The sequence below is a fragment of the Sphingomonas sp. S-NIH.Pt3_0716 genome (genome assembly GCF_003950715.1).
Taxonomy (GTDB): Bacteria; Pseudomonadota; Alphaproteobacteria; order Sphingomonadales; family Sphingomonadaceae; genus Sphingobium; species Sphingobium yanoikuyae_A.
On sequence record NZ_QLJK01000015.1, the window covers coordinates 105,755 to 131,756 of the forward strand.

The following is a 26,002-nucleotide window of genomic DNA, read 5'->3' on the forward strand; positions in this document are numbered from 1 at the left end:
GCGCCGCCCCGTGCGGAGCGGCGCCTTGGTCGGTGATGGATCAGAAACTCAGGCCGACGCGGCCATAATAGAAGCCGCCGCTGAACCCGATCGGCGAGGTGCCGGCATAGAGCCCCTGGCCCAGCGTGGCGCTGACGTCGCTGGCCCGGTTCTTGTCGGGATAGACGTTGAAGATATTGTTCGCGCCGATCGCGATGTTGACCAGTGGTGTGACCTGCCAGCTGGCCTCCAGGTCGGTGATCCACTGGGCACCATAGCTGCGATCATTCGGATAGGTGGTGACGCCATTGCTGGTGACGCCGTTCTGATAGGATTTGAAGCCGCCGAAGCGCGTCAGGCGCGACGACAGGGTGAAGTCGCCCATGGTGGCGAGGTTGCTGATCGACAGCTTGGTGCGCGGCAGATTGTTGGTCATATTGCTGCGACGCGCGCGATCGAACAGGACATAGTCGCTGCCCAGCGCGGCCAGTTCGGGCGGATTGTCGATGATGTGGGTGATCTTGGTCTTGTTGTAGTTGAAGCCCAGATTCCACTGCATGTTCACCGTGTCGAACAGGCCATGCTTGTAGGATGCGACGACGTCGATGCCGCGGGTGCGGGTATCGATCGCGTTGGTATAATATTGCGCCGTCAGCGTCCGCGCCTCCGCTTCGGGTACGCCGCTGGCGATCAGGATGTTGGAGATTGCCGTGCCGGTCAGTGTGCTGGTGATGGTGATGCGGTCATCCACGTCGATCTGATAGGCATCGATCGTCAGGTTGAAATTGGGCAGCGGGGTCAGCACCACGCCAGCGGAGATGTTGAACGATGTTTCGGGCTGGAGCGGTTTGGCGCCCAGCGCGATCGCGGCCGGATCGTCGACGGCCAGAGTCTTGATCTGCAGCAACTGGTTGGGAACACCGTTGACGGTGCGGAACTGGTTGGTGGTTTGGGTATAGATTTGCTGGGCGACGGCGGGCGCCCGGAAGCCGGTATTGGCGGCCGCGCGAAAGGCGATCCAGTCGGTCGCGGCATAGCGCCCATTGACCTTCCAGATCAGCGTGTTGCCGCTGCCATCGTCATAATGTTCGAAGCGTGCAGCGGCGCCGATCGTGATATCCTTGTTGGGATCCCACGCCACGTCGGCATACAGCGAAACATTGTCGCGGGACATATAGGCCGCGTCGCCCGGCTGGAAGCCGGCCGAGCTTTGCGCGCCCGGCGTCATGCCCGACACGATCGCCGGGCCTACGGCATAGCTGGCCTCATCCCCGGCGAATGTCTGGTAGCGTTCATGGCGCTGCTGCGCGCCGGCCGACACCTGCAGGTTGCCGCCACCCACATCATAGCCGCGGGTCACGTCGAGCGAGGTGACGAACTCCGATGATTTGAGCGTGCCGATATAGAATTCGGTGGGGCTGAGCGTGCCCAGCGAGGGGTTGAGCGTGCCTTCCGACGACTGGCGGGCGCGATTGCGGCCATAGCCGGTGGAAAAGTCCCAGTCCCAGCCCGCGACTTCGCCCTTCGCGCCGACGGTGAGTTCGAAATCCTCCTCGTCGATCATGATATGGGGGCGATAGCCGTTGGGGTAGATGCCCATGACATTGTTGATGTCCTTGGGGTAGCGATAGCTGTACCACAGGTCCGACCGCCGCTGGCTGTAGGTGCCGAAGGCGTAGAGTTCGACGCCGCCCAGATCATATCCGGCATTGAGCGCAGTATTGATGCTGCGGGAGGGCATGACGCCATAGCTGGTGGTGACGATGCGTTCGGTGCCGACTGCGGCTGCGTCGCGCGGATCGAGCTGTCCGTTCACCAGCGGATAGAGGCAGGTGGTGGTGGCCGTGACCGAACAGTCGGCGAGCGGCAGCGCACGGTTCGACATTTCCTGCTTCTTGAGGTTGAGCGAGAGGTTGGCGAAACCGTTCTCGCCCAGCTTCATCCCGAAATTGAGGTCGGCCTGATAGAGTTCGCCATCGGACCGGTCGAAATTCTGGCCGGCGGTGAAATTGGCGGAGCCGCCGCTGCTGTCATCCTTCAGGATGATGTTGATGACGCCGGCGATGGCGTCCGACCCATATTGAGCGGCGGCACCGTCACGCAGCACTTCGATATGATCGACCGCGGCGGTCGGGATCATGTCCAGATCGGCCGGGACCGAGCCGTTGTAGAGCGTCGACACCGCGTTGATGAGCGAGGTCTTGTGGCGACGCTTGCCGTTGACCAGGATCAGTGCCTGGTCGGGATTGAGACCGCGCAGGCCGCCGGTCGCGATGACGGTGGAGGTGGCGCCGCCCGCTCGCACCGGCAGGTTGAAGGATGGCACCAGCGTGTTGAGCGCCTGGAACACGCCCGCCTTGCCGGTGCGGGTCAGATCCGCGCCGGAAATAACGTCGATCGGCGTCGGGCTGTCGGTGACGGTGCGGGCCTGGCCGCGCGACCCGGTCACGACGATTGCCGGGCCGGGGGCTTCCTCGGCCGCGGCGGTGCTGGCCTGCGGTACGGTGCTGGCCTGCATCGCGAAGGGAAGGGCGGTGACGCCCAGGCTCGCGACTTCGACGGCGCGGCTCTTGTGGGCCTGGGCGCTCAGCGACAAGGCAATGACATTGTTGTTCGACAGCGTGATCTTCAGCCCCGATCCGGCGATCAGCCGCTGCAACGCGACATCGGGCGCCATCTTGCCGTTGACCGACTGGGCATGCAGGCCGGCGACCTGGTCATAGGGAAAGAGAAGCTGGATGCCAGACTGCTTGGCGAAGAGCGTCAGCGCCGTCTGCATTGACTGGGCCGGAATCTTGAATTTCGCCGGCTCCGCGGCTGCCGCCGACTGGGTGCTGAGGGCAACAACTGTTGCGACCGCGCACAGAGAAACGTTCCGAAAATTACGCGACATCATATCCCCCGTGAAATGATTGGGCTGCGAAATTATTTGCCCTTCGGTGGTGGATACGGAGGCCGATCGCGTTTCTGCTAACGACGCTTAAAAATATCTCATTTTTGTGACGAGGGGGCCTTCGCTATCGGTCTAGCACTGCCTCGACGCAGCGCCGGATCGGGCGCGCCGGAGGGGAGAATGATAAGCACAGGGGGACAAGCGTGGCTGTGGACGTGGACTCGATCAGGGCAAGGCTGGACTGGTTCAAGCAGGCCATCCTGCCCCATGAGGGCGCCTTGCGCTCCCGCCTGCGCCGGGTAGTGTCCCATCGCCAGGATGTGGACGACATCGTCGCCGAATGCATGACCCGCGCCTATGCTAATGGCGACATTCACCGCGCACAGAGCGGCAAGGCCTTCCTGTTCCAGATCGCGCGCAACCTGCTGATCGACGAGGCCCGGCGCGAGAAGATCGTGTCGCTCGAACTGGTCGCCGAACTCGATGTGCTCCAGACCGACAATTCGACCGAGGAAGCGCTGCACGCGCGCGATGAACTGCGCCATCTCCAGGCCATTCTCGACACGCTGCCGGCGCAATGCCGGCGGGCCTTCATCCTGCGCCGGGTCCATGAGAAATCGGTCAAGGAGATAGCAGAGGAGATGGAGCTATCCGTCTTTACAGTGGACAAGCATTTGACGCGCGCGGCTGTGAAGATAATGCAAGCCATCGGACAGTTTGAGGGTTCTGGATTTGGTTGGTCGCTACAGAAGCGCGGAGGACATGCAGGCGATCGAGGCCGAAGCGGCTCGTCTGTATCTTAAGGCGCGGGCGAGCGACGCCCCGGAAGACTGGAATGACGCCTATGCCTGGGTGGCGCTGGACCCTGCCCATGGCTTCGCCTTTGCCAAGGCGGAGGCCGGCTGGGAACTGACCGAGCGGCTCAATGAACTGCCCGTCAGTCAGCGGGACGAACCTGCAGCGCCGGCAATCGCGCTGCCCGAAGATCCCGCCCCGGAAGAACCCGTTGCCGAAATCCGGCCGCACCTGGTCGGCCGGCGTGGCCTGCTCATCGGCCTGGCAACCGCAGCCGCCGCGATCGGCGTCGCCTCCACCGTCGCGCTGCGCCTGCTCGGCACGGTCGATCATTATCGCACAGCCCTGGGCGAGACCCGCACGGTGCAGCTTGCCGACGGCTCCCGCATCCATCTCAACACCAACAGCTCGGTCGAGGTCGCCCTGCGCGACGACATCAGGCAGATCACCCTGCTGAAGGGCGAGGCGCAGTTCGATGTCGCGCATGACAAGAAACGGCCCTTCATCGTCAATGCCGACGGGACGCTGGTGCGCGCCGTGGGCACGATGTTCAACGTCCGCCTGCGCGCCGATGTCACCGAACTGACCGTGATCGAGGGGATCGTGGCGGTGCGCAACGGCGACTCCGCCGTCCGTCGGATCGAAAGCGGGCGCAGCGCCGCCGTGCGCAGCGGCAGCATCGCTGTCACCCATCTGGAACCGGCCAAGATCCGGCAGCGCACCGCCTGGCAGGCAGGGATGGTCGAGTTCGAGGGCGACACGCTCGCCCAGGCGATCGAGGAGTTCAACCGCTATCGCCCCACCCCGCTGGTGATCGGCGATCCGGCGATCGCCAGCCTGCGGGTCGGCGGTGCCTTCCGCCTCGACCGGTCGCAGGATTTCGTCGACGCGCTCGAAAGCGGCTTCGGCATCCGCGCCGTTCCGGGCAGCGACAATTCGATAATTTTGGTGTCCGCCGAAGGCAGTTAGCAGAACGCACCGGGCCGTCCGTATCAACGGGGATGGAACATGTTGCGTCTCTCTCCCCAGCCAGTCTTTCCCGCCAGGATCGCCTGAAATCCATCCTTGGCGGATCGATCGGCAATCTGATCGAATGGTATGACTGGTATGTCTATTCCGCCTTCACCCTCTATTTCGCGCCGGTCTTCTTCCCTTCGGACGACAGCACCGCCCAGTTGCTGAATGCGGCGGCGATCTTTGCCGTCGGCTTCCTGATGCGGCCGATCGGCGCCTGGGCGATGGGCATCTATGCCGACCGCAGGGGGCGCAAGGCGGGTCTCACCCTGTCCGACATGATGATGGCCGGCGGATCGCTGATGACCGCCGCCATCCCCGGCTATGCCAGCATCGGCGTCGCCGCGCCGGCCCTGCTGCTGCTCGCGCGCCTGATGCAGGGCCTGTCGATCGGCGGCGAATATGGCGCCAGCGCCACCTATCTGTCGGAAATGGCGCAGAGCGACCAGCGCGGTTTCTTCTCCAGCTTCCAATATGTGACGCTGATCGCCGGCCAGTTGCTGGCGCTCTGCGTCCTGCTGCTGCTCCAGCTTTTCCTCACCGAACATCAGCTCGAAAGCTGGGGCTGGCGCGTGCCGTTCGTGATCGGCGGAGTGATGGCGGTCGGCGTCTATCGCCTGCGCCGGGGCCTCAAGGAAACCGAAGCCTTCGAGGAAAGCGCGGCGGTCAGCGAACAGCCCCGCTCCAGCGGCCTCAACCTCATCCGCCGCCATCCGCGCGAAGTGCTGCTGGTCATGGCGCTCACCGCCGGCGGCACGCTCGCCTTCTATGCCTACAGCACCTATATGCAGAAATTCCTGGTCAACAGCGCCGGCTTCGGCCGCCAGACCGCGACCGCGATCATGGCGTCGGCGCTGTTCATCTACATGCTGCTGCAGCCCATGGCCGGCTGGCTGTCCGATCGCATCGGCCGCAAACCGCTGCTGATCGGTTTCGGCATCAGCGGCGTCCTGTTCACCACCGCGATCTTCACGGCGCTGGAACGCGTCACCTCCTCCTTCGGCGCCTTCCTGCTGGTGCTGGGCGGCCTGGTGATCGTCACCGGCTACACCTCGATCAACGCGATCGTGAAGGCAGAGCTGTTCCCGGCCAATATCCGGGCGCTGGGCGTCGCGCTTCCCTATGCACTGGCCAACACCCTCTTCGGCGGCACCGCCGAATATGCCGCGCTCTGGATGAAGCATGCCGGGATGGAAGACGGCTTCTACTGGTACGTCACCGCCATGATCGCGCTGTCGCTGATCGTCTATCTGCGCATGCCCGACACGCGCAAAACCAGCCAAATCTGACAGAAAGAGGGGAATATCCATGCCATCGCTGAACCGGACGCTTTGCCATATCCTGCCGCTGATGCTGCTGTGCCAGCCGGCAACGGCGCAGGATGCGGCACCGCCTGCCGAGCCGCCCTTCACCTCCATACAGCCGGGCGATTTCGCCATCGCCGGATCCCTGTCCAACAGTTGGGCCGACTTCGACAATGATGGCGACCTCGATCTCGTTGTCTCGCTCAAGGGGGGCGATATCCGCCTCTATCGCAATGACAATGGCACGTTCGTGAACGTCGGGCCGGAACTGGGACTTCCCACATCCGGCCCGGAAATGCGCGGCGTCGCCTGGGGCGATTATGACGGCGACGGCTGGATCGACCTGCTGGGCGGGGCGACCATGCCGGGCGAACAGAGCCTTGTGTTCCGCAACGAAGGCGGCAGGAAGTTCACCAATGTCGCGCCCGAACTGGGGCTGACCATCCCCAACCGTTCCGCGCGCCAGACCAGTTGGGTCGACTATGACAATGACGGCGACCTCGACGTCTATGCTGCCAATCGCATCGGCCCCAACAGCCTCTATCGCAACGACAAGGGCAAGTTCGTGCAGGTCTTGGCCGGCACCGGCGTGTCGGATAGCCGGCCGACCGTGGGCGCCTGCTGGTTCGACTATAATCGCGACGGCTTTCTGGACGTCTTCCTGGCCAATCAGTCAGGCGCGGCCGATGCGCTGTGGCGCAACAATGGCGACGGCAGCTTCACCGATGTCGCGCCCGAACTGGGCCTGGACAATCCGGGCCGTTCCAAGGAGGAAGGCGGTGTCGGCTGCGCCGTTGGCGACTATGACAATGACGGCTATCTTGATCTGTTCGTGCCCAATTATGGCGTGAATGCGCTCTACCATAATGATGGTGACGGCACCTTCACCAACATCGCCAAGGAGATGGGGGTCGGCATCGACAATCATGCCGTCGGCGCGGTGTGGGGTGATTATGACAATGACGGCTATCTCGACCTCTATGTCACCTCCTATCATGGCCCGCGCGACCAGCAGCAGCCCAGGGACAGCCTCTTCCATAATGAAGCGGGCAAGGGCTTCCGGCAGGTTCTGACCGAAACGTCGCAGCTCAATGTCGGCGACCATGGCGTGCAATGGGTCGATTATGACCGGGACGGTGCGCTCGATCTGTCGGTAATGCGTGGCTATACCAGCCAGGGCGGCCATTTCCTGTTCCACAATGATCTGGACCGGGCAGCGGCCAGGCGCAGCCTGTCGGTTACACTGCTCGACGCGAAGGGGCGTTTCACCCGCATGGGGGCGGAAGTGCGCCTCTATGACAAGGCCGGCAAGATATTGGCCACACGACAGCTGTCGACCGGCGACGGCTATAATTCGGAAAATGCGGCGCCGCTGCATTTCGGCCTGAAAACCATGGATGCGGTCAAGGTTGAAGTCACCTGGATGAGCCGCAATGGGCGCAAGATCCAGACCTTGCCGAACGTCGATCCGGCGAAATATGCGGGTAAATCGCTCGTCATCAGGGAGCGGTAAGTCTCGCGAGATCGGGGGCTGCGGGCAGGGCATCCGCAGCCCCCGGCGCTTTCAGGTCGCGTCGAACCGGGTGGCGCCCGCTGGCAGCGAGACGCGCTTGAGCGTGCGCGCCTCTGCCTTGGGGGTATAGATGGTCGACATGGCGATATAGTCGCCGGTGGCCTTTTCCCGCGTCAGCGTCAGCAGGATATAGCCTTTGGCGCGCTGGTCGCAGAAGGCGACCTCCGGGCTTGCCTGTTGCAGCAGATCGCCGATCGGCATCTTCGGCAGCATGTCGCCGATCGACGGGCTGCTGATCGATGATGTGCCAAATTCCACGCCGATGGCATTGCCCTGTGCGTCGGCCAGCTGGTTCGCCCAGAAGGCATGGCTGTCGCCCGCCAGCACCAGCGGATGGGCGCCGGTCCGGCGGATGCTCTGGTAGAGCCGCTCGCGCGCGGCGGGATAGCCGTCCCAGGCATCGAGGTTGAATGGCAGGCCGGCGCGATAGCCCGCTTGCGCCAGTTCCACCTGCGCCCGCACCGACGGTTCGAGCGTCGCGATCATCGCAGCGGCCTTTTCCGCGCCGAACAGCTTGGCAAGGTCCGGGCCGTTGACCCGCGCCATCACCACCTGATTGCCCAATATCTGCCAGGGCGTGCCGGCCTTGACCGACGCGGCCAGTTCCTTTTCCAGCCAGGCGCGCTGCGGTTCGCCCAGCATCTCGCGGTCCGGCCGGTTGCGTTCGGCCAGCACCGCCGCAACTTCCGATCGGCCCGGCGTCTCGCCCTTGAAGCCGGCCTGTTCGCTGCGGGCGAGCAGGCGCGTCTCGACCATCAGCAGGGTGGCGAGATCGCCAAAGTCGAAACGGCGGTTGATCGCTTCCCAGGGATCATTGCCCTGCGGATCGCGGATCGGCATCCATTCGAAATAGGCCTGCATCGCGGCCGCCTTGCGCTTGGCCCAATCGCCCTCGGTCGCGGGCTGGTGATTTTCCGCGCCGCCGATCCAGCTGTCATTGGCGGTTTCATGATCGTCCCAGACGCAGATGAAGGCGGCACGGGCATGGGCCGCCTGCAGGCTTCTGTCGCCCTTGTAATGGGCATGGCGGGTGCGATAGTCGGCCAGCGTCACGATCTCATGCGCGGGTTCCAGCCCGCGCCCGATCTTCTGGCCGATCTCCGCGCCATAGCCGTCGGCGCCATATTCATAGATATAGTCGCCCAGATGCACGACCGCATCGATCCGGTCGAGTGCGGCGATCGAGTCATAGGCGGTGAAGAAGCCGCCGGGGTAGAGCTGACAGGAGACCACCGCCAGCACCGCATCGGCCACCGCGCCCCTGGCCAGGGTGCGGAAGCGGCCGACCGGCGATGGCGTGCCGTCCGCCAGTTCGAACCAGTAATGATAGTCATGGCCGGCCTTGAGGCTGCGCGGCTCGACCTTGACCGTGAAGTCGCGAGCGGCGCGCGCCTGCGCTGTGCCGCTTTCGACCGGCTTGCCGCCGGCACTTTCGGCGACATGCCAACGCAGCGCGATCGCCGCCTGCTGCGCCGGGTCGGGCGGGGTGACGCGGGTCCACAGGATCGCGCCGCGCTCGGTCGGGTCGCCGCTGGCCACGCCATGGACGAAGCTGGCGGCGGCTTGTGTCGCCGCCATGCCGATGCCGGGGAGGGCGGCGCCCGAGCCGATCAGGCCCAGCGCCGCGCGACGGTCAAGCTTCATGCTGTCCTCGCTCATTGCGCACCGCCAAAGCGGAAGCTGGCCGACACGCCATAGAAGCGCGGCGCCCCGCCGATGAAGGTCGGCATGCCCAGGCTGTCGCCGGTATTGCCCGCATCCATGATATATTTCTTGTCGAAGGCGTTCTCGATGAAGCCCTCGATCCGCCAGGCGCCACCGGGCGCTTCATAGCCAAGCCGCGCATTGACCAGCGCATAGCTGCCCTGCCATTCGTCCTGGATATTGTCGGCGACCAGAGCGGCGGGCGGCTGCTGCAGGTCCGGGCGGTCATTGTCATCGTCGAAATAGGCCTTCGACTGCCAGGTGACGCTGGGCGTGAAGACGATGCGGCCGGGGCCGGCGGGCAGGGACGCCTGCGCACCGAAGGACGCGCTATGGTCGGGCGACAGGCGGAAGTGGTTGCCGTCGCGCACGCCCGTCTTGAAGCGGCTGTGGTTATAGGCGTAGGTCGCGAACAGGGTCAGCACATCGCTCGGCACCCAGCGCAGCTGGCCCTCGAAGCCATAGCTTTCCGCCTTGCCGGCATTGGTCAGGACGAATTGCGTGCCCTGCTGCACCGTGGTCTGGAAATTATCATATTGGTAGAAGAAGGCCGCCCCATCGACGAACAGGGTGCGGTTCATCAGTGCGGTCTTGGCGCCCAGTTCGAAACTGTCGACCGTTTCGGAGTCCAGCACGGAAAAGCGGGTGGCGCCCATCGGCGCGGACGGCGCACTGGCGGCCAGCACTTGCGGGCGACGGCCACGGGCATAGGTGGCATAGAGGCTGGTGTCGGTGCCCGGCTTGTAGCGGGCGGTCAGCCGCCAGGAAAAGCCGCCATTGCTGAGCGTGTCGCTGTCGACCCCGCCATTGCCCGCGGTCGGCTGGGCGCCGAGGCCGAACATCGGCACCGGATAGGCGGTCGAGGTCGGTATGTTCGCGGCGCCGGGCACGGCCAGCGCCTGCAGCAGCGCGGTGCGCACCGCCGCCGGCTGGCTCAGCGCGCCGATCAGCCCGCCCAGGATCGACCGGCCATTGTCGACCGACGACATATAGGTGCTGCGCTTGTCGTCATGGGTGTAGCGCAGACCGCCGCCAAGCTCGAACTGGTCGGACAGGCGCAGGGTCACGTCGCCGAACAGGTCGAAGGCGCGGGTGCGCGCGCCATTGGTGGTGCTTTCGAGATGGTTGGACTTGAGGTTGGCGGCGATCGCCTGGGCCTGCGCGCTCGACAGCGCGACGCCATAGGCGCTGGCGACACCCTGCAGCAGCGCGCCGGTGAAGGCGGGGCTGGCGAGCAGGGCGGCCGGCACCGGATCACTCGCGGCGCGGCCGGGGATGGCACCGCCGCCGTTCAGCGCGCCGGCCAGCCGGGCGAGGGTGGCGCGCTCGTCAAACTGGGTGGGAACGCGCTGCGTGCCATTTTCCCAGAAATAGCTGCCGCCCAGGAATGCCGTGATCGGGCCGCTGTCATAGGTCAGGCGGAATTCCTGGCTGAACTGGCGGCCGCGCGCATCTTCCGCCGCGGTCAGCATCGGCAGGGAAATGCCGTCCGCGTCGAAGATTTCCAGCGCGTCGAAGCGGCGGAAGGCGGTGGTGGACGTGAGGTTGAACTGGTCGTTGAGCTTCAGCCTGGCGATGCCGGTGACGCCCCAGACCTGGCGATCAAGGCCTAGGCCCTTGCCACCCTCGAAGCCATCGGCCGCTGCCAGCGCGGCGCCGCTGTTGCGGCCGCGATCGCCGATCACCACGCCGGTGGCCGGATCGGTCGGATTATAGGCGATCGACTTGAAGCCGGTGCCGTTTGGCGTGTCCTTCTGATAATTGCCGATCAGGTCGAAGCTCAAATCGCCCTTCTCGCCATGGAAGCTGCCGCGCACCGCCTTGGTGTCGGCCGAGTTGAAGTCGGCGCCGCCCAGCAGATTTTCGGTATAGCCGTCGCGCTTGCGGATGCGGCCGGCCAGGCGGATCGCCATGCCTTCGCCGATCGGCGCATTGACCATGCCCTCGGTCAGCCAGCTATTATAATTGCCATAGGAGACCCGGCCCGCCGCTTCGACATTGTCGAGCTGCGCCTTGTTCTGGATGATGTTGACCGCGCCGATCAGCGCACCGCGACCATAAAGGGTCGATTGCGGCCCCTTGGCGATCTCGACCCGCTCGATATCGAACAGCTCGACATAGGAGCCGCGCGACTTGGAGATGGAAACGCCGTCCTGATAGAGTGACACGCGCGGTTCGTTGCTGGCGGTGCCGCTATCCGACGTGATGCCGCGCATCACGAAGCCGGGATTGTTGGGCGACTGGTTCTGGACGTCGAAACCCGGCACGAAGCGCGACAGCGCGTCGAACTCATAAAGGCCCATACGGTCCATCTGTTCATTGCCGACGACGCTCAGCGCCATCGGCACGTCGATCGGATCCTGTTCGCGCAGCTGTGCGGTGACGATGATCGAATCGGCCGACGCGGCATCGGGCGTTTCGGCATGGGCGGTTGCCGTAGCGAAAACGGGCAGGCTGATAGCGGCCAGAGCAAGAGAACGGAAGTGCATGATATTTCTCCCCTTTCGGCGCTCGGGTAGGAGGGGAGTATGAAGCGCGCATGACAGTGATGCGCAGCTTATATGACGGCGGCACTGGATGCGCTCTGCCGCCATCTGGCACCGACCCGGATCAGCCGGCAACTGCTCCGCCGCGGGGATATATAGGCGCCGCCCGGCTCAGGCCGCCGATGCAGGTCGCGTCAGCCGTTCCGCCAGGAAGTCCACGAATACGCGCAGCCGTGCCGGCACATTGGTGCCGCCCAGGAACACGGCATGGATCGTCTCGATATCGCCGGGATTATAGTCTTCCAATAATGGCACCAGGTCGCCCGACGCCAGTTCGGGCTGGACGCTGAACCGGCCGACCCGCGTGATGCCGACGCCATCGGCCGCCAGTTGCCCCAGCGTTTCGCCATTATTCGCCTCGATCGTGCCGCGCACGCTCAGCGCATAGTCACGCCCGTCCTTGCGGAAGGGCCAGACCGGTTCGGCCCGGCGAAAATTGAAGTTCAGGCAATTATGATCGTGCAGATCTTCCGGCACGACCGGCGTGCCATGCCGAGCGAGATAGGCGGGGGAGGCGACGATGACACGGCCATTCTCGCCCAGCTTGCGGGCGGTCAGCGGACTGTCGGCCAGCGGCCCGAAGCGGATGGCGACATCGGCTTGCCCGCCGGCGATATCGACCAGCCGGTCGCTCAGGCTGATGTCGACCAATATATGCGGATAGAGCTGGGCAAATTCGCCCAGCAACGGCACGATGCACAGCCGACCATGGGAATGGGCGGCGCTGACCCGCAGCCGCCCGCGCGGCGCGCCGCGATCGGCGATCGTCTGTTCCGCCTCGTCCAGGTCGGCCAGGATGCGGCGCGCGCTGGCCAGATAAGCCTGCCCCTCCGCCGTCAGCGTCAGCGCGCGGGTGGAGCGCAGCAATAGCCGCACCCCCAGCCGATCCTCGATCCGGTCGACCGCGCGGCTGACGGCGGAGGGGGTGAGGCCCAGCAATCGTCCGGCGGCTGAAAAACTGCCCTCGGCCACCACGGTGGCAAAGGTTTCCAGCGCCCGCGCCCGATCGGCATGAAAGGGTATCTTTTCATCCATTGCAAAGATCCTTCGCCTTGTGCCCCTCTAAACGCGGGGAGTCCTGCCTTCCATTTATGCGTCCATCACGGAATGGAAAGGGATGACGATGGAATATCGGCAATTGGGGGCATCAGGCCTGCGCGTGCCGGCGCTCAGTTTCGGCACCGGCACCTTCGGCGGCTCAGGGCCCCTGTTCGGCGCCTGGGGCAACAGCGACGCGCAGGAGGCGCGCCGGCTGCTCGACATCTGCCTCGACGCCGGCATCACCCTGTTCGACACTGCCGACGTCTATTCGAACGGTGCATCGGAAGAGGTGCTGGGCGCGGCGATCAGGGGGCGGCGCGATCAGCTTCTGATCTCGACCAAGCTCGGCCTGCCGACCGGCGATGGTCCCAATGACTGGGGCGTGTCGCGCGACCGGCTGATCGGCGGCGTGGAAGCCGCGCTCCGGCGCCTTGGCACCGATCATATCGACCTGCTGCAACTTCACGCCTTCGACGCGTCGGCCCCGGTCGAGGAATTGCTGGCGACGCTCGACCAATTGGTCCGTGCCGGCAAGCTGCGCCATGTCGGCGTGTCCAACTATCCCGGCTGGCAGTTGATGAAGGCGCTGGACGTGGCGGATCGCCATGGCTGGCCGCGCTTCGTCGCCCACCAGGTCTATTATTCGCTGATCGGCCGCGCCTATGAGGCCGATCTGATGCCGCTTGCCGCCGACCAGGGCGTGGGCGCACTGGTGTGGAGCCCGCTCGGCTGGGGCCGCCTGACCGGCAAGATCAGGCGCAGCAGCCCGATCCCGGAGGGCAGCCGCCTGCACCAGACCGCCGCCTTCGCGCCGCCGGTGGAGGAGGAGCATCTCTATCGCGTGGTCGATGCGCTGGACGAGATTGCGGCGGAAACCGGCAAGACGGTGCCGCAGGTCGCGCTCAACTGGCTGTTGCAGCGGCCGACCGTGTCGTCGGTCATCATCGGCGCCCGCAACGAGGAACAGTTGCGCCAGAATCTGGGGGCGGTCGGCTGGTCGCTGACCGCCGATCAGGTCGCCCGGCTCGACCGGGCCAGCTACCAGATGCCGGCCTATCCCCACGCCCCCTATCACCAACAGGACGGTTTCGCCCGGCTGAACCCGCCGCTTGTCTGACGGGAGGAGCATCATGAAGATCAATCCACCGCTGCTCGCGCTGGCGGCCGGCGCCTTCGGCATCGGCGTCACCGAATTTGCGCCGATGGGCCTGTTGCCCGTCATCGCCACCGATCTTGGCGTCTCCATCCCCGCCGCCGGCCTGCTTATCAGCGCCTATGCGATCGGCGTCATGCTGGGCGCGCCGCTGATGACGCTGACCACCGGGCGCTTGCCGCGCCGCACCCTGCTGATCGGCCTCGCGGCCATCTTCACCATCGGCAATCTGATCGCGGCGCTCTCCACCAGCTATGCGATGCTGCTGTTCGCGCGCATCATCACCTCGCTCAACCATGGTGCCTTCTTCGGCGTCGGATCGATCGTCGCCGCCAGCCTGGTCCCGCCCCAGCGGCAGGCGGGCGCGGTTGCCGCCATGTTCATGGGGCTGACCATCGCCAATGTCGTTGGCGTGCCGCTGGCGACTTGGGCGGGGGAAGTCATGGGCTGGCGTTCGGCCTTCTGGGGCATCGCCGCGCTTGGTGTGCTCACCATCGCGGCATTGCGCCTGACCCTGCCGGACATGCCGGCCCCGACCGAGCGCGATGCACGCTCCGAACTGCGGGTGCTGATGCGCGGGCCGGTGCTCGCCGCGCTCGGCCTTACCGTGGTCGGCGCCAGCGCGATGTTCACCGTCTTCACCTATATCACGCCGATCCTGCGCGATCAGACCCATGGCTCGATCGGTTTCGTGACGGCGATGCTGGTCCTCTATGGCGTGGGCCTCACCATCGGCAACTGGCTGGGCGGGCGCTTTGCCGACCGGTCGGTGGACAGGACGCTGATCGTGACGCTCGCTGCGCTGACGGCGATCCTCATCGCCTTCGCCTTTGCCATGCCCTTTGCCGGGCCGACGGCGGTGCTGATCTTCCTGTGGGGCATTGCCAGCTTCGCGCTGGTGCCGCCGCTGCAGGTGCGGGTGATGAGCGCTGCGGCTGATGCGCCTAATCTGGCGTCCTCGATGAACATCGGCGCCTTCAACCTGGGCAATGCGATCGGCGCGGCGCTGGGCGGCGCGGTGATTGCTGCCGGCCTCAGCCTGCCGTTCGTCGCGATCGCCGGGGCGGGGGCTTCGAGCCTTGGGCTGATCGCGCTGCTGCTCAGCCGCCGCAGCGGCGCGCCGCGTGCCGCCACCACCTGACGCTCACAGATAGGCGACACGGGCCGGCACGGTCACGCGGATGGTCGTGCCGGTCCTGGCGGTGGAGATGATCTCCACCGCGCCATCCATCCGCCGCGCCCGTTCGCGCATGCCGACCATGCCATAATGGCCATCGCGCGATCCGGCCGCCAGCACCGCTTCGGACAGGCCGATGCCATCGTCGATGATCGCCAGCGACAGCCGGTCGGTGCCATGATGCAGCTCGACGATGATGGTCCGCGCCGCCGCATGGCGCAGGCTGTTGCTGATCGCCTCGCGCGCGATCCGCATCATCTCGTCGGCGACCGGGGCGCAGACCAGCCGCACGGTGCCGGCCTCCTCGACGCGCCAGTCCAGCCGGTCGCCGACCATCTCGTCCAACAGCGCGCGCAGACGGACCGCCATCGCCACCGGCTGCAATGCCTGTCGCAGCGAATGGACCCGCTCGCGACTGTCGACCAGCACATCCTCGGCCCGGTCGAGCGCACCTTCCAGCTCGGTGCGGGCGCGTTCGCCGCGCGGCAGCAACTCGACCACCGCCTGGAAGCGCAGCATCAGCCCCTGGAACCCCTGCAACAGCGTGTCGTGCAGTTCCCGTGCGATCCGTTCGCGCTCGGTCAACTGCGCCTCGACCCGGCTGCGTGCCCGTTCGGTCACGACATGCAGGCGCCGGCGGTAGAGCAGCCAGCCGGCCAGCAGGATCAGGCTGACGCACAGGATGCGGAACCAGCGCGTCTGGTAGAAGGCAGGAGCGATCTCGAACGCGAGCGCCGCGCCCTGCCTGTTCCATACCCCGTCATTGTTGGCCGCTATCACATGGAAGCGATATTGGCCGGGCGCCAGATTGGTATAGAGCGCCTGCCGCTCCGTCCCGGCATCGAACCAGCCGGTGCCGCTGCCCTCCAGCCGATAGCGGAAACGGTTCTGCGCCGCATCGGTCAGGCTGAGGGCGCTATAGTCGATCTGCACCCGGCCGCTATGGGCGGGCAGGGCGATGCTGCCCGCGGTTAGCGGATAGGCCTTGCCATCGACCCGCAGCGACCGGATCGCCACGGGCGGCGGCACGCCATTGCGGGCCAGCCGGGCGGGATCGCTCCAGGCCAGGCCCTGATCGGTGGCGAACCAGAGCTGGCCGTCGCGATCGAGGGCGATGTCGTTCGCCTCGAACAGGTTGGATCGCGCCCGATAATCGGCTTCCTGGCCGACCCGCTGATAGGGGATGGGGCGATCGGGCTGGGCAAGGCCCTTGTCCAGCGCATTGCTGCGCATCCGCACGATACCGGTTGCGCCGTTGATCCAGGTCCAGCCATCGGCGGTGCGGGCGATGCCGGTAATCCCGGCCAGATAGGGATGGGTGCGTTCGCCCAATGACTGCAACCGGCCACCCTTCAGGCGCGCCAGCCCCTTCATCCCGCCGATTAGCCAGCTTTCGCCATCCGCGCGCAACGTCAGGATCGACCCGATCGGGCTGGTCCCGGCGGACAGCAGCGCCGTCTCTTCGCCATCGCGAATGCGCAGCAGCCCGCGCCGGCTGCGCCCGGCGATCAGGCCGCCATGCCCATCGGGGCGCAACAGGGTGATAGTGCCGCCCGGCTGCCCCGCCGCGCCGCTCGCCGGCACCAGCCGCCCGCCGTCCAGCCGGTAGAGCCGGTCCATCCCGGTCCAGAACTGCCCGCGATCGTCGCGTGCGCAACTGACCGAAAGCGGCCCCTCCACCGACGTCGTGCGGCGGACATCGCCGCGATCGTCCAGGTCAAGCAGGAAGGCGCCATCCAGGCTGATCGCCAGCAATTGCCGGTCATCGCCGCACAGCACGCCGATGTCGGCGCGCGGGAAGATCAGCCGGGGCTGGCGCTGGCCTGGCCCGACGCGATAGACGCCACCGATACCGGCATAGAAGATATGGGCCGATCGCGGCGGCGCGACGAAGCCGGTCACCAGCGCCTCCTCGCCCGCGCCGATCAGGCTGGCGGCGGCATAGCGTTCCACCCCGGTCTCGGTGCCGACCCAGATATTGCCTTCCCGGTCCTCCAGTGCGGCAAGCGACAGCGGCATGTGCCCGGCGGCGATCTCGACCTTGTCGCCGCCCGCAGGAAGCCGCGCCAGGCCACCATTCTGGCCGGTGATCCAGGCTGTGCCCTGGCGATCGACATGGATATGGCGGGTGACATAGGGGGTGTTGACGGGATCGAGCCGGGCCGCGGCCTGCCCGCCGGAAATCGGCCGGATGCCGCTGTCGTCCGCCAGCCAGATCCGGCCCGTCCTGTCCTCGTCCAGCGCGGCGAAGGGGGCGACCTGCATCGCCAGCGGGGCGAAGTGCGCGGCATCGGGCGCCAGCCGCAGCAGGTGCGGCGGCAGGGCGAGGTAGAGGCTGCCGTCCGACGCGGCCAGCATCGGCCCCATCAGGCCGTCGGTCACGCCCTGCTGCGCGCCATAGCGGCGCCAGCGGCCATGCTGGTAACGCGACAGCAGCATCTTGCCGCGCGCTTCGGCCGCGACCCAGATTGATCCGTCGCGCGCCTCCACGATGCCGGCGACGCCGCCCTGCGCCGGCCAGGGATTGGCATCGCGCAGATGGCCGTCGCGATAGCGGGCGATGCCGCCGAAATCATGGCCGACCCAGATGTCGCCATTGCGCGCCGCCAGCAGGGCGGTGACCTGCAAGGATCGGCGCGGGTCGTCGCGATCGGCCAGCATGCGCTCGAACCGGATGCCGTCAAAGCGGTAGAGGCCGGTCGAAGATCCCAGCCACAGATAGCCGTCCTTGCCCTGCGCCAGCGCACGGACATTGCCCGGCGCCCCGTCCTTCAGCGTCCAGCGGCTGTGGCGCAACTGGCCGATCGACTGGCTCGGGTCCAGCGCCTGCCCCGGCTGGGCCAGCAGCATGGCCGCGATCGCCGTGATGATCGCCCGGCGCTTCATGATCTTCTGCTCGGTCGCGACATCGGGGCCTTGGGGCGGGAGGAACCGACAGCCGTAGCGCTGCGGGCCGATGCGATACAAGCCCCCCGTTAGAGGGACGCTCGCCCCCTCCATCCGGGCTTTGGGAAATCGTGACGCAGCCGCATCATTCCCGCCATGCCGGATATCGCCAGTCTCAACACGCGCCCCAACCTGCCCCATCGGCTCGACGCCGCGCCGCTTCTGGACCTGCTGACGCGGGCGCAGATGCTGCTGCATCGCGACCCCAACCGGGCGGACCTGTGCCTCGATCAACTGCGCGACCTGCTGCGGCAGGGCACGGATGCGGACGACGGCGCCGTCATGCTGGCCCGGCGTCCCGACAGCCATTGCCCACCGCCGACCGGCGGGCTGGCTGGCTGGCAATTGCGCAAGGTGACCGCCTATGTCGAGACCCGGCTGGGGCGCACGCTGGTGACGGAGGAACTGGCGCTGGTGGCGAGCCTCAGCCCCGGTCATTTCTGCCGCGCGTTCAAGGTCAGCATGGGCGAAACGCCGCATGCCTATGTCATCCGCCAGCGCATCCGCCGGGCACAGCGGCTGATGCTGGAAACCGGCCACAGCCTGTCGGACATCGCCAGCGCCTGCGGCCTGACCGACCAGGCGCACCTGACCCGGCTGTTCAAGCGGCTGGTCGGCACCACGCCGCTGTCCTGGCGCCGGACCTGGCAGGGATCGCCATTGGCGGCACAGGCATGAACAGCAAAAGGCTGGAGGCGTTCACCGACGGGGTGATCGCGATCATCATCACCATCATGGTGCTGGAACTGAAGGTGCCGCGCGGGGGATCGCTCGCCGATCTCGCGCAATGCCTGCCGTTGCTGATCGCCTATCTGCTCAGCTTCGTGAATGTCGGCCTCTACTGGAACAATCACCATCATCTGTTCCAGCTCAACCCGCGCATCGACGGGCGGGTGCTGTGGGCCAATCTCTTCCTGCTCTTCTGGCTCAGCCTGGTTCCGTTCGTCATCCGCTGGCTGGACGAGAGCGCCTGGTCGACCGGAGCGACGGCGGCCTATGGCATGGTGTTGGGCGCGGCGGCGATCGGCTATTTCCTGACCGAACGGGCGATCATCGCCTGCAATGGTGCAGGCTCCAGGCTCGCCCGCGCGCTCGGCATGGACTGGAAGGGGTGGGGAACGCTGGCCATTTATGGCGCGGCCATTCCCCTGAGCTTCGTCAGCCGCTGGCTGGCGGTCGCGCTCTATGTGCTGGTCGTCGCGCTCTGGTTCGTGCCCGACCGGCGGTTCGCGCGGGTCGCGCTGCCCTGATCTTCAGCCCCCGTGGGGCAGGGCGGCCGCCGGGTGGCGGACGCAGAGCAGGGTGCCGACCAGCACGATCGCGCCCGATACCATCAGCGGCAGCGCCAGCCCCATATGCACCACCATCAGCGCGCCGGCCGCCGCGCCCGCGAAGATGGCGACGATCGCCGCGATCCGCCGGGCGAGATTGGGATTGGCGCCGCCCGCCAGGCTGGAATCCGCCGCAATGCCGGTGACGGTCAGGGTCAGCACGGTGGTGGTGAGGTCGGGCACCTTCAACTGCCGGATGGTGGCGTTGCGAAAGCCCATCGCGATCGCGGTCAGGCCGATGATCGCGAACAGGCCGGCGGCGGGCTGGAGCGTGGGCACATGGAAGTTCAGCGCGACGATCGCCGCGATCCACAGCAATGCCGCCTCGATCAGCGCGGCGACCGTCAGCCAGTGGCGCAGCGGGCGTTTGCCCAACCCCTGGCCGACCCTGCCGGCAATCAGCGCGCCGATGAAGAAGGTCAGCAGCGCGACGAGATAGGGCGCCACCCTGAAGCCCGGCGTCTGTGCCGCGGCGAAGCCCAGGAACACGACATTGCCAGTCATGTTGGCGGTGAACACCTTGCCCAGGCCCAGTACGCTGACCGCGTCGACCAGGCCGGTGGTTGCCGACAACAGCAACAGCAGGCCGGGCAGGGGGAATGCGCTTTGGGACGCTGGCGGCATGATGATGCTCCTCACTGAATCTAGAAACGGAAATTGGCCTCAAGGCCGGTCATGGCGATGGTCTGGGCCGGGCCGGTCTCGCGGATGAAGGCGCCCGGCGCGAAAAGTGACAGCGAAGTTGACAGTTCCAGTTCCGCCGTCGCCTGCCACGCCAGCGTCGCCTCCACTTCCTTACCGATGAAGCGGGCGCGGCTGTCGCCGGGGCCACGGACCAGGTTGCCGGGAATGTCGTAGACGCCGTCATGGCGGGCGTATCGCCAATAGGCCATGCCGGCGACGCTGGCGGAAAAGCCGTCGCCCAGCGGCGCGCTGATCCGGGGATTGAGGCTGACGATGTTGGTCGGTCCGACGGGCGAGAGTTCGCCGAAATATTTGCCCTTGGGGAAGAGCGCGTTGAACGTGCCCAGCCTGTCATCTTCGCTGTCACGATCGCCGCTCACGATGTTGAAGCGCAAGGTGGCGTCGGGCGACAGCGGCAGGTGGGGCAGGGTGCGGCCGACCTCGGTGCCGATCGTCCAGGCGGTAATGCGCTGCCCGTCATAATGGCCGAACTGATAGACGCCCTCGACATTCCAGTGCCAGTCGCCCCGCACGCCGTGCGAACGAAGGCCGAGACTGTGGCGCTCCTCCCGCCCGGTCAGCCCGCCGAAGCGCGCGGCGCGGTTGCGATAGCCCAGATAATAGAGGTCGAGATCCGGCAGCGTCGCATAGGCGCCCCACAGCTTGCGGGAGTCGGACGTGCGATCGTCGAAACTGGCGGGGCCGGGCTGGACCGGGTTGAGCAGGAACAGGTCGAGCGCGCGGCCGTCGCCCAGGGACAGGCTGCCGCGCACGCCGTCGAAGGCCAGCGGGGTGTTGGGGCCATAGCGGGTGCCGACCAGCCTTTCGGTGCCGAGCGAAACCATCTGGCGCCCGGCGCGCAGGGTGACGGGTCCGGCGCCGACTTCGGCAAAGCCCTGGAGCAGGTCGAGCCGGCTCTGGTCGATCGGGCTGGCCGAGGGCGCAACGCCGACCGCATGGCTGATGATAGGCTGGACAAAGGCACGGGCATGGAGCCGGTCCGGCGCGCCGACATGCAGGTCGGCATAGGGCATGGCGCGTGCCCATAAATAGCTGTCGTCGGGCGCATCGGCCCCGCCCCAGAGATTGTCGGCATAATTTTCGTTGCGCAGCCGCAGCTCGACGCCGGTGGACAGCCAGACATCGTCGCCCAGCGGGATATATTTGAACTGCCCCGTCCAGTGATGGCCGCGCTTTTGCGCGTCCGCCAGATCCGACCAATCCTCGTCATAGCGGGTGATCGACAGGGTCGGCGCCTGCCAGGCCTCCCGCGTCTGCGCGGCCAGCGGCGGGCAAGCGCAGAGCGAGAGGGCAAGGCAGACTGATTTTTTACACACGGCGCTGCGCCTGTTCGGCGACCAGCGCCGCCAGGATGAAGCCGCCGATCAGACCCAGATGCTCGAAAAAAGCATTGGTGGCCATGAACCGCTCCTGCCCCATCGGCATCGTCCAGAAGGCGTTGGCGGTGAAGGCGGCCAGCAGGGTGAAGACGCCCAGCATCCCCGCGCCCAGCCAGGCCATGCGGCCGGTCAGGATCAGGATCGGCCCGATCAGTTCGATCGCGATGGTGAGCGCGGCCCAGAGAGCCGGCGGGTTCATGCCGAAATGCGCCTGCTCGGCAACCGCCGCCGGCCAGTCCGTCAGCTTGACGATGCCGCCCAGCAGATAGGCGCCGACCAGCAGCAGCCGGGCGATGAACCAGGTCGGCTTCCAGTCGAGGATCGCGTCAACGAAGCGGGGATCGCGGTCGGCGCGCATCCTACTTGGCCTCGGGCGCATGAACTTCGGCGATATAGCCGCCGGGGAAGCGCAGGATCGCGCTCTGGCGACCGGCGACGCTCTGCGGCGCGACCAATGTTTCGACGCCGGCGGTCTTCGCCTTGGCCAGCGTGGCGTCCATGTCGGCGACCTCATAGCCGGTCATGTCGCGGCCATAGGGCCAGGGGAGTTGGCCATCCGAGACGAAGAGGGTCATCTTGCCATAGCCGCTCTCGATGGCGACGCGGCGGATCGTCTTGCCGGGCTGGCCGATTTCCTCGCCCTTGGCGGCGCGATCGTCGGAGACGATCCTGCCATGGGCAAAGCCGGTCCAGTCCCTGATGAACCGGTCAGCGACGTCGGCGGTCAGGTAGATGCGGTTTTCCGGCACGGTGGTCAGCGCGGGATAGCTGGGCTTGGCGGTGTGCCAGTAGAGCTGCATGTTCACGCCACCAGCCCATTGCACCACCACGTCGCGGCCGATCGGGTCGGGGAAGGTAGTGATGCGGCGCACTGCGCCATGCTTGAGCGCGGAGGCAACGGCACCGTCCATGTCGCTCACCAGATAGCCGGTCCGCTCATCGCCGAACGGATAGGGGATCGGCGTCTTGAAGCCGAAGACCGAGACGGTGCCGGCCGGGGTCAGTGCCAGTTGCGACTTGGTCAGGCTGGGCGTCGGCGTCACCTGGAACTCGCCCTGCTTCGACGTGGTGCCACCGAAGGTCGCGACGAAGCTGGTGACGAAGGCGTCGAACTGGCCTTCGGGCACATAGACATGGGTCGTGTCATATTGCGGGCCGACCGCATAATCGGCGCTGGCGGCGGGCTTTGCGATGGCGACCGGCATAGGCATCAGGATGGCGGCGGCGAATAGGAAGGCGAAGCGCTTCATGGACTATCTCCAGGCAGGAAGTCTTTCTCGTCATCCCCGCGAAGGCGGGGATCCATCTCCGGGCGTTGCGCCGTCGGGCTTGGTTGCGAGATGGATTCCCGCTTGCGCGGGAATGACAATGATTTGCGGTTATCGTCAGACGGCCCAGCAGCCGCAGCCCAGCGATCCCCAGAAGGTCTGGACATCGGCGGCCGGCACATCGGCGCCCAGCGCCGCGGCATGGTCATGGCCATGGACGCCGCAGGCCGAATGGCAGCCACAGGCGGATGCCAGCTGCGCGCGCGCCTCACGGGTCTTGTGATAGCCGCCGAAGGTGGCGACCGGCGACCAGTCGGGCATGGGCTTTGGCAGATCGGGGGCGAGCGGGGCATAATCGCCCTCGCCATGGACCACCTTGCCGCCGAGCAGGGTCAGGACCGATCGGATATGGACGATCTGATCCTCCGGCACCGCAAAATAGTCGGCCGACAGCAAGGCGAGGTCGGCAAGCTGCCCGGCCTTGATCTGGCCCTTCTTGCCGATCTCGTTGGAGAACCAGGTATTTTCATGCGTCCACATCGCCAGCGCCTTTTCCCGGCTGACGCGATTGTCGCCGCGATAGAGGGCGAAGCCGCCGACGGTGCGGCCGGTGACGAGCCAGCTCAAGGATACCCATGGATTGTAGCTGGCGACGCGGGTGGCGTCGGTGCCGGCGCCGACCGGGATGCCCGCTGCGATCATGCGGGAAATGGGCGGGGTGCGCTCGGCCGCCTTGGCGCCATAGCGTTCGACGAAATATTCGCCCTGATAGGCCATGCGATGCTGCACCGCGATGCCGCCGCCCAGCGCGGCGATCCGGTCGATATTGCGGTCGCTGATGGTTTCGGCATGGTCGAAGAACCAGTTGATGCCCTGCAAGGGGATATCCCGGTTCACCTTTTCATAGACGTCGAGCGCGCGGCCGATCGTCTCGTCATAGGTGGCGTGCAGGCGCCAGGGCCATTTATGCTCGGCCAGCAGGCGGATGACCGGCTCCAGATCGCCCTCCATATTGGCCGGCATATCCGGCCGGGGCTGGCGGAAATCCTCGAAGTCGGCGGCGGAATAGACCAGCATCTCGCCCGCGCCATTGTGGCGATAGCTGTCATCGCCCTGCCCCGGCGTCACCTGCTTCACCCAGCCGGAGAAATCGGCCAGCTCTTCCTTGGGCTTCTGGGTGAAGAGATTATAGCTGATGCGGACGGTCAGTTGATCGTCCTGATGCAGCTTCTCGATGATCTCATAATCGTCGGGATAATTCTGGAAGCCGCCGCCCGCGTCGATCACGCCGGTCACGCCGAGCGCATTGACGTCGCGCATGAAATGGCGGGTGGAATTGAGCTGATAGTCCTGCGGCAGCTTCGGCCCCTTGGCCAGCGTCGAATAGAGGATCGTCGCATTGGGCTGGGCCAGCAGCAGGCCGGTCGGGTTGCCGGCCGCGTCGCGGACGATCTCGCCGCCCGGCGGATTGGGCGTGTCCTTGGTATAGCCCACGACGCGCAGCGCGGCGGCGTTGAGCAGCGCGCGATCATAGAGGTGCAGGATGAAGACCGGCGTGTCGGGCGCGACGGCATTCAGTTCGGCGATGGTCGGCAGGCGCTTTTCCGCGAACTGATGTTCGGTGAAGCCGCCGACCACGCGGACCCATTGCGGAGCAGGGGTACGGGCGACCTGGCTTTTAAGCATATCCATCGCCTCGGCCAGCGTCGGCACGCCGTCCCAGCGCAGTTCCATGTTGAAATTCAGGCCGCCGCGAATGATGTGCATATGGCTATCGATCAGGCCGGGGATCAGGCGATGGCCCTTGGCATCGATCACCGTTGCGTCCGGCGCGGCGGCGCGCACCTCCGCCTCGCTGCCCACGGCCAGGAACTTGCCGTCGCGGATGGCGACCGCTTCCGCCACAGGATTGCTCCGGTCCAGCGTCGTCACCTTGGCATTGACGATGATCGTGTCGGTCATGGGGCGGTCCTTGGCGTGAGCGGTGAAGGGGGAGAGAAGGGCGGAGGCGGCCACCCCGGCCATGGCGTCGCGGCGGGTAATCACGCGTCGCCCTTTTGATTGTCGGCCTGGTTGTTCGGGAGCGTGCCCAGCACATGGTCGCGGCATTCGTTGCGCACGAAGCGGGTCAGTTCATGGGCATCGGCCCAGCGCCTGGCGAGCGGCACGATCTGTTCGCCGACCAATATGCCCAGCAGGCCGATCAGGGCCACTACTGGGGGCGCGGGCGAGCGCACCCCCAGCAGCGAATAGACGATGCCGACCAGGAGACCGGCGCCGAGGGAGAGAAGATAGACTTTCATCGCCGGTCTCCTGCGTCTGCGATCAGGCCTGGATGAAGGCGAGGATGTCGGCGTTCAGCACGTCGGCATTCACCGTCAGCATGCCGTGCGAATAGCCCTCGTAAATCTTGAGGGTCGCGTTCGGCAGGATCTGCGCCTGCAGCACGCCGGCATTCTTGTAGGGCACGACCTGGTCGTCATCGCCATGCAGCACCAGGGTCGGCACGGTGATCGCGGTCAGATCGTCGGTCTGGTCGGTTTCGGAGAAGGCCTTGATGCCTTCATAATGGGCCTTGGCGCTGCCCATCATGCCCTGGCGCCACCAATTGTCGATGACGGCCGGCTTCACGTCCGCGCCGTCGCGGTTGAAGCCGTAGAAGGGGCCGGCGGCGACATCGTGGAAGAATTGCGCACGGTTGGCGGCGAGGCCGGCGCGCAGCCCGTCGAACACGTCCATGGGCAGGCCGCCGGGATAACGGTCGGTCTTCAGCATGATCGGCGGCACCGAACTGACCAGCACGGCCTTGGCCACGCGGCCTTCGGGCAGGCCATGGCGGGCGACATAGGCGGCCACTTCGCCGCCGCCGGTCGAATGACCGATATGGATGGCGTTCCTGAGGTCGAGATGGCGGGCGACGGCGGCGGCGTCGGCGGCATAATGGGCCATGTCATGGCCTTCGCTCACCTGGGCCGAGCGGCCATGGCCGCGACGGTCATGGGCGACGACGCGATAGCCCTTCGACAGGAAGAACAGCATCTGCGCGTCCCAGTCGTCCGACGACAGCGGCCAGCCATGGTGGAACATGATGGGCTGGGCGTCCTTTGGACCCCAGTCCTTGAAGAAGATGTCGACGCCGTCATCCGTGGTCACGAAGCTCATGGGGATTTCCTTTGCTCGGGTGGGGAAAGAGG

Annotated in this window: 20 protein-coding genes; 8 read left to right on the plus strand and 12 right to left on the minus strand. The window is 66.2% G+C overall.

Annotated features, from left to right (window positions below; translation table 11 throughout):
- Positions 1 to 40: 40 nt before the first annotated feature.
- Entirely contained in the window at positions 41 to 2,758 is a 2,718-nt protein-coding gene (locus tag BRX37_RS13910) for a TonB-dependent receptor domain-containing protein (RefSeq protein WP_318276685.1), read from the minus strand.
- A 329-nt stretch (positions 2,759 to 3,087) separates the two neighbouring features.
- On the opposite strand from BRX37_RS13910, the gene BRX37_RS13915 reads away from it, so the two are divergent.
- The 4 genes from BRX37_RS13915 to BRX37_RS13930 are packed head-to-tail and all read left to right on the plus strand — an operon-like array spanning position 3,088 to position 7,498.
- Positions 3,088 to 3,675 (plus strand): RNA polymerase sigma factor, encoded by a 588-nt coding sequence (locus BRX37_RS13915; RefSeq protein ID WP_026108886.1) that lies wholly within the window; start codon positions 3,088 to 3,090, stop codon positions 3,673 to 3,675.
- Positions 3,635 to 4,636 (plus strand): FecR family protein, encoded by a 1,002-nt coding sequence (locus tag BRX37_RS13920; RefSeq protein WP_125987647.1) that lies wholly within the window; start codon positions 3,635 to 3,637, stop codon positions 4,634 to 4,636. Before BRX37_RS13915 ends, BRX37_RS13920 begins: the two co-directional genes overlap by 41 nt.
- Positions 4,637 to 4,668: 32 nt before the next feature.
- Positions 4,669 to 5,970, plus strand: coding sequence for an MFS transporter (locus BRX37_RS13925; protein ID WP_125987649.1), 1,302 nt, complete (start codon positions 4,669 to 4,671; stop codon positions 5,968 to 5,970).
- Between the two features lie 19 nt (positions 5,971 to 5,989).
- On the plus strand, positions 5,990 to 7,498 hold the full coding sequence (locus tag BRX37_RS13930; RefSeq protein WP_125987652.1) for a CRTAC1 family protein: 1,509 nt from the start codon (positions 5,990 to 5,992) through the stop codon (positions 7,496 to 7,498).
- 51 nt (positions 7,499 to 7,549) lie between these two features.
- Here the strand turns inward: BRX37_RS13930 and BRX37_RS13935 are convergent, their stop codons facing one another.
- From BRX37_RS13935 to BRX37_RS13950, 3 genes are all read right to left on the minus strand, one after another.
- Positions 7,550 to 9,202 carry an alkaline phosphatase D family protein gene (locus BRX37_RS13935; RefSeq protein ID WP_125987654.1) on the minus strand — a complete coding sequence of 551 codons (1,653 nt, stop codon included), beginning with the start codon at positions 9,200 to 9,202 and terminating at the stop codon, positions 7,550 to 7,552.
- 11 nt (positions 9,203 to 9,213) lie between these two features.
- Entirely contained in the window at positions 9,214 to 11,751 is a 2,538-nt protein-coding gene (locus BRX37_RS13940) for a TonB-dependent receptor (RefSeq protein ID WP_125987656.1), read from the minus strand.
- Positions 11,752 to 11,919: 168 nt separating this feature from the next.
- On the minus strand, positions 11,920 to 12,843 hold the full coding sequence (locus tag BRX37_RS13950; protein WP_017499799.1) for a LysR family transcriptional regulator: 924 nt from the start codon (positions 12,841 to 12,843) through the stop codon (positions 11,920 to 11,922).
- Positions 12,844 to 12,931: 88 nt separating this feature from the next.
- On the opposite strand from BRX37_RS13950, the gene BRX37_RS13955 reads away from it, so the two are divergent.
- Together BRX37_RS13955 and BRX37_RS13960 are read left to right on the plus strand one after the other, a co-directional pair.
- On the plus strand, positions 12,932 to 13,966 hold the full coding sequence (locus BRX37_RS13955; RefSeq protein WP_125987684.1) for an aldo/keto reductase: 1,035 nt from the start codon (positions 12,932 to 12,934) through the stop codon (positions 13,964 to 13,966).
- Between the two features lie 13 nt (positions 13,967 to 13,979).
- The gene (locus tag BRX37_RS13960) at positions 13,980 to 15,143 is read left to right on the plus strand and encodes an MFS transporter (RefSeq protein WP_125987658.1); all 1,164 of its coding nucleotides are present in this window, start codon (positions 13,980 to 13,982) and stop codon (positions 15,141 to 15,143) included.
- Positions 15,144 to 15,146: 3 nt separating this feature from the next.
- On the opposite strand, the gene BRX37_RS13965 is transcribed toward BRX37_RS13960, so the two are convergent.
- Positions 15,147 to 18,146, minus strand: coding sequence for a ligand-binding sensor domain-containing protein (locus BRX37_RS13965; RefSeq protein WP_125987660.1), 3,000 nt, complete (start codon positions 18,144 to 18,146; stop codon positions 15,147 to 15,149).
- Between the two features lie 75 nt (positions 18,147 to 18,221).
- Between BRX37_RS13965 and BRX37_RS13970 the strand changes: the two genes are divergently transcribed.
- On the plus strand, positions 18,222 to 18,803 hold the full coding sequence (locus tag BRX37_RS13970) for a helix-turn-helix domain-containing protein (RefSeq protein WP_125987662.1): 582 nt from the start codon (positions 18,222 to 18,224) through the stop codon (positions 18,801 to 18,803).
- On the plus strand, positions 18,800 to 19,375 hold the full coding sequence (locus BRX37_RS13975) for a TMEM175 family protein (RefSeq protein ID WP_017499794.1): 576 nt from the start codon (positions 18,800 to 18,802) through the stop codon (positions 19,373 to 19,375). The genes BRX37_RS13970 and BRX37_RS13975 overlap by 4 nt, the downstream gene beginning before the upstream one ends.
- A 3-nt stretch (positions 19,376 to 19,378) precedes the next feature.
- Here BRX37_RS13975 and BRX37_RS13980 read toward each other — a convergent pair whose 3' ends face one another.
- From BRX37_RS13980 to BRX37_RS14010, 7 genes are all read right to left on the minus strand, one after another.
- Positions 19,379 to 20,080, minus strand: a complete 702-nt coding sequence (locus BRX37_RS13980) for a YoaK family protein (protein ID WP_125987664.1) — start codon at positions 20,078 to 20,080, stop codon at positions 19,379 to 19,381.
- A gap of 20 nt (positions 20,081 to 20,100) precedes the next feature.
- Positions 20,101 to 21,477: an alginate export family protein gene (locus tag BRX37_RS13985; RefSeq protein ID WP_125987666.1), complete on the minus strand. Its 1,377-nt coding sequence runs from the start codon at positions 21,475 to 21,477 to the stop codon at positions 20,101 to 20,103.
- Entirely contained in the window at positions 21,470 to 21,898 is a 429-nt protein-coding gene (locus BRX37_RS13990) for a DoxX family protein (protein WP_004212559.1), read from the minus strand. Before BRX37_RS13990 ends, BRX37_RS13985 begins: the two co-directional genes overlap by 8 nt.
- Before the next feature lies 1 nt (position 21,899).
- Positions 21,900 to 22,790, minus strand: coding sequence for a VOC family protein (locus BRX37_RS13995; RefSeq protein WP_125987668.1), 891 nt, complete (start codon positions 22,788 to 22,790; stop codon positions 21,900 to 21,902).
- A gap of 135 nt (positions 22,791 to 22,925) precedes the next feature.
- A complete protein-coding gene (locus tag BRX37_RS14000) occupies positions 22,926 to 24,770 on the minus strand; it encodes an amidohydrolase (RefSeq protein WP_125987686.1) in 1,845 nt (614 codons plus the stop codon).
- A gap of 80 nt (positions 24,771 to 24,850) precedes the next feature.
- A complete protein-coding gene (locus tag BRX37_RS14005) occupies positions 24,851 to 25,111 on the minus strand; it encodes a XapX domain-containing protein (protein WP_125987670.1) in 261 nt (86 codons plus the stop codon).
- A 22-nt stretch (positions 25,112 to 25,133) separates the two neighbouring features.
- Positions 25,134 to 25,970, minus strand: a complete 837-nt coding sequence (locus tag BRX37_RS14010) for an alpha/beta fold hydrolase (protein WP_004212564.1) — start codon at positions 25,968 to 25,970, stop codon at positions 25,134 to 25,136.
- Positions 25,971 to 26,002: the final 32 nt, after the last annotated feature.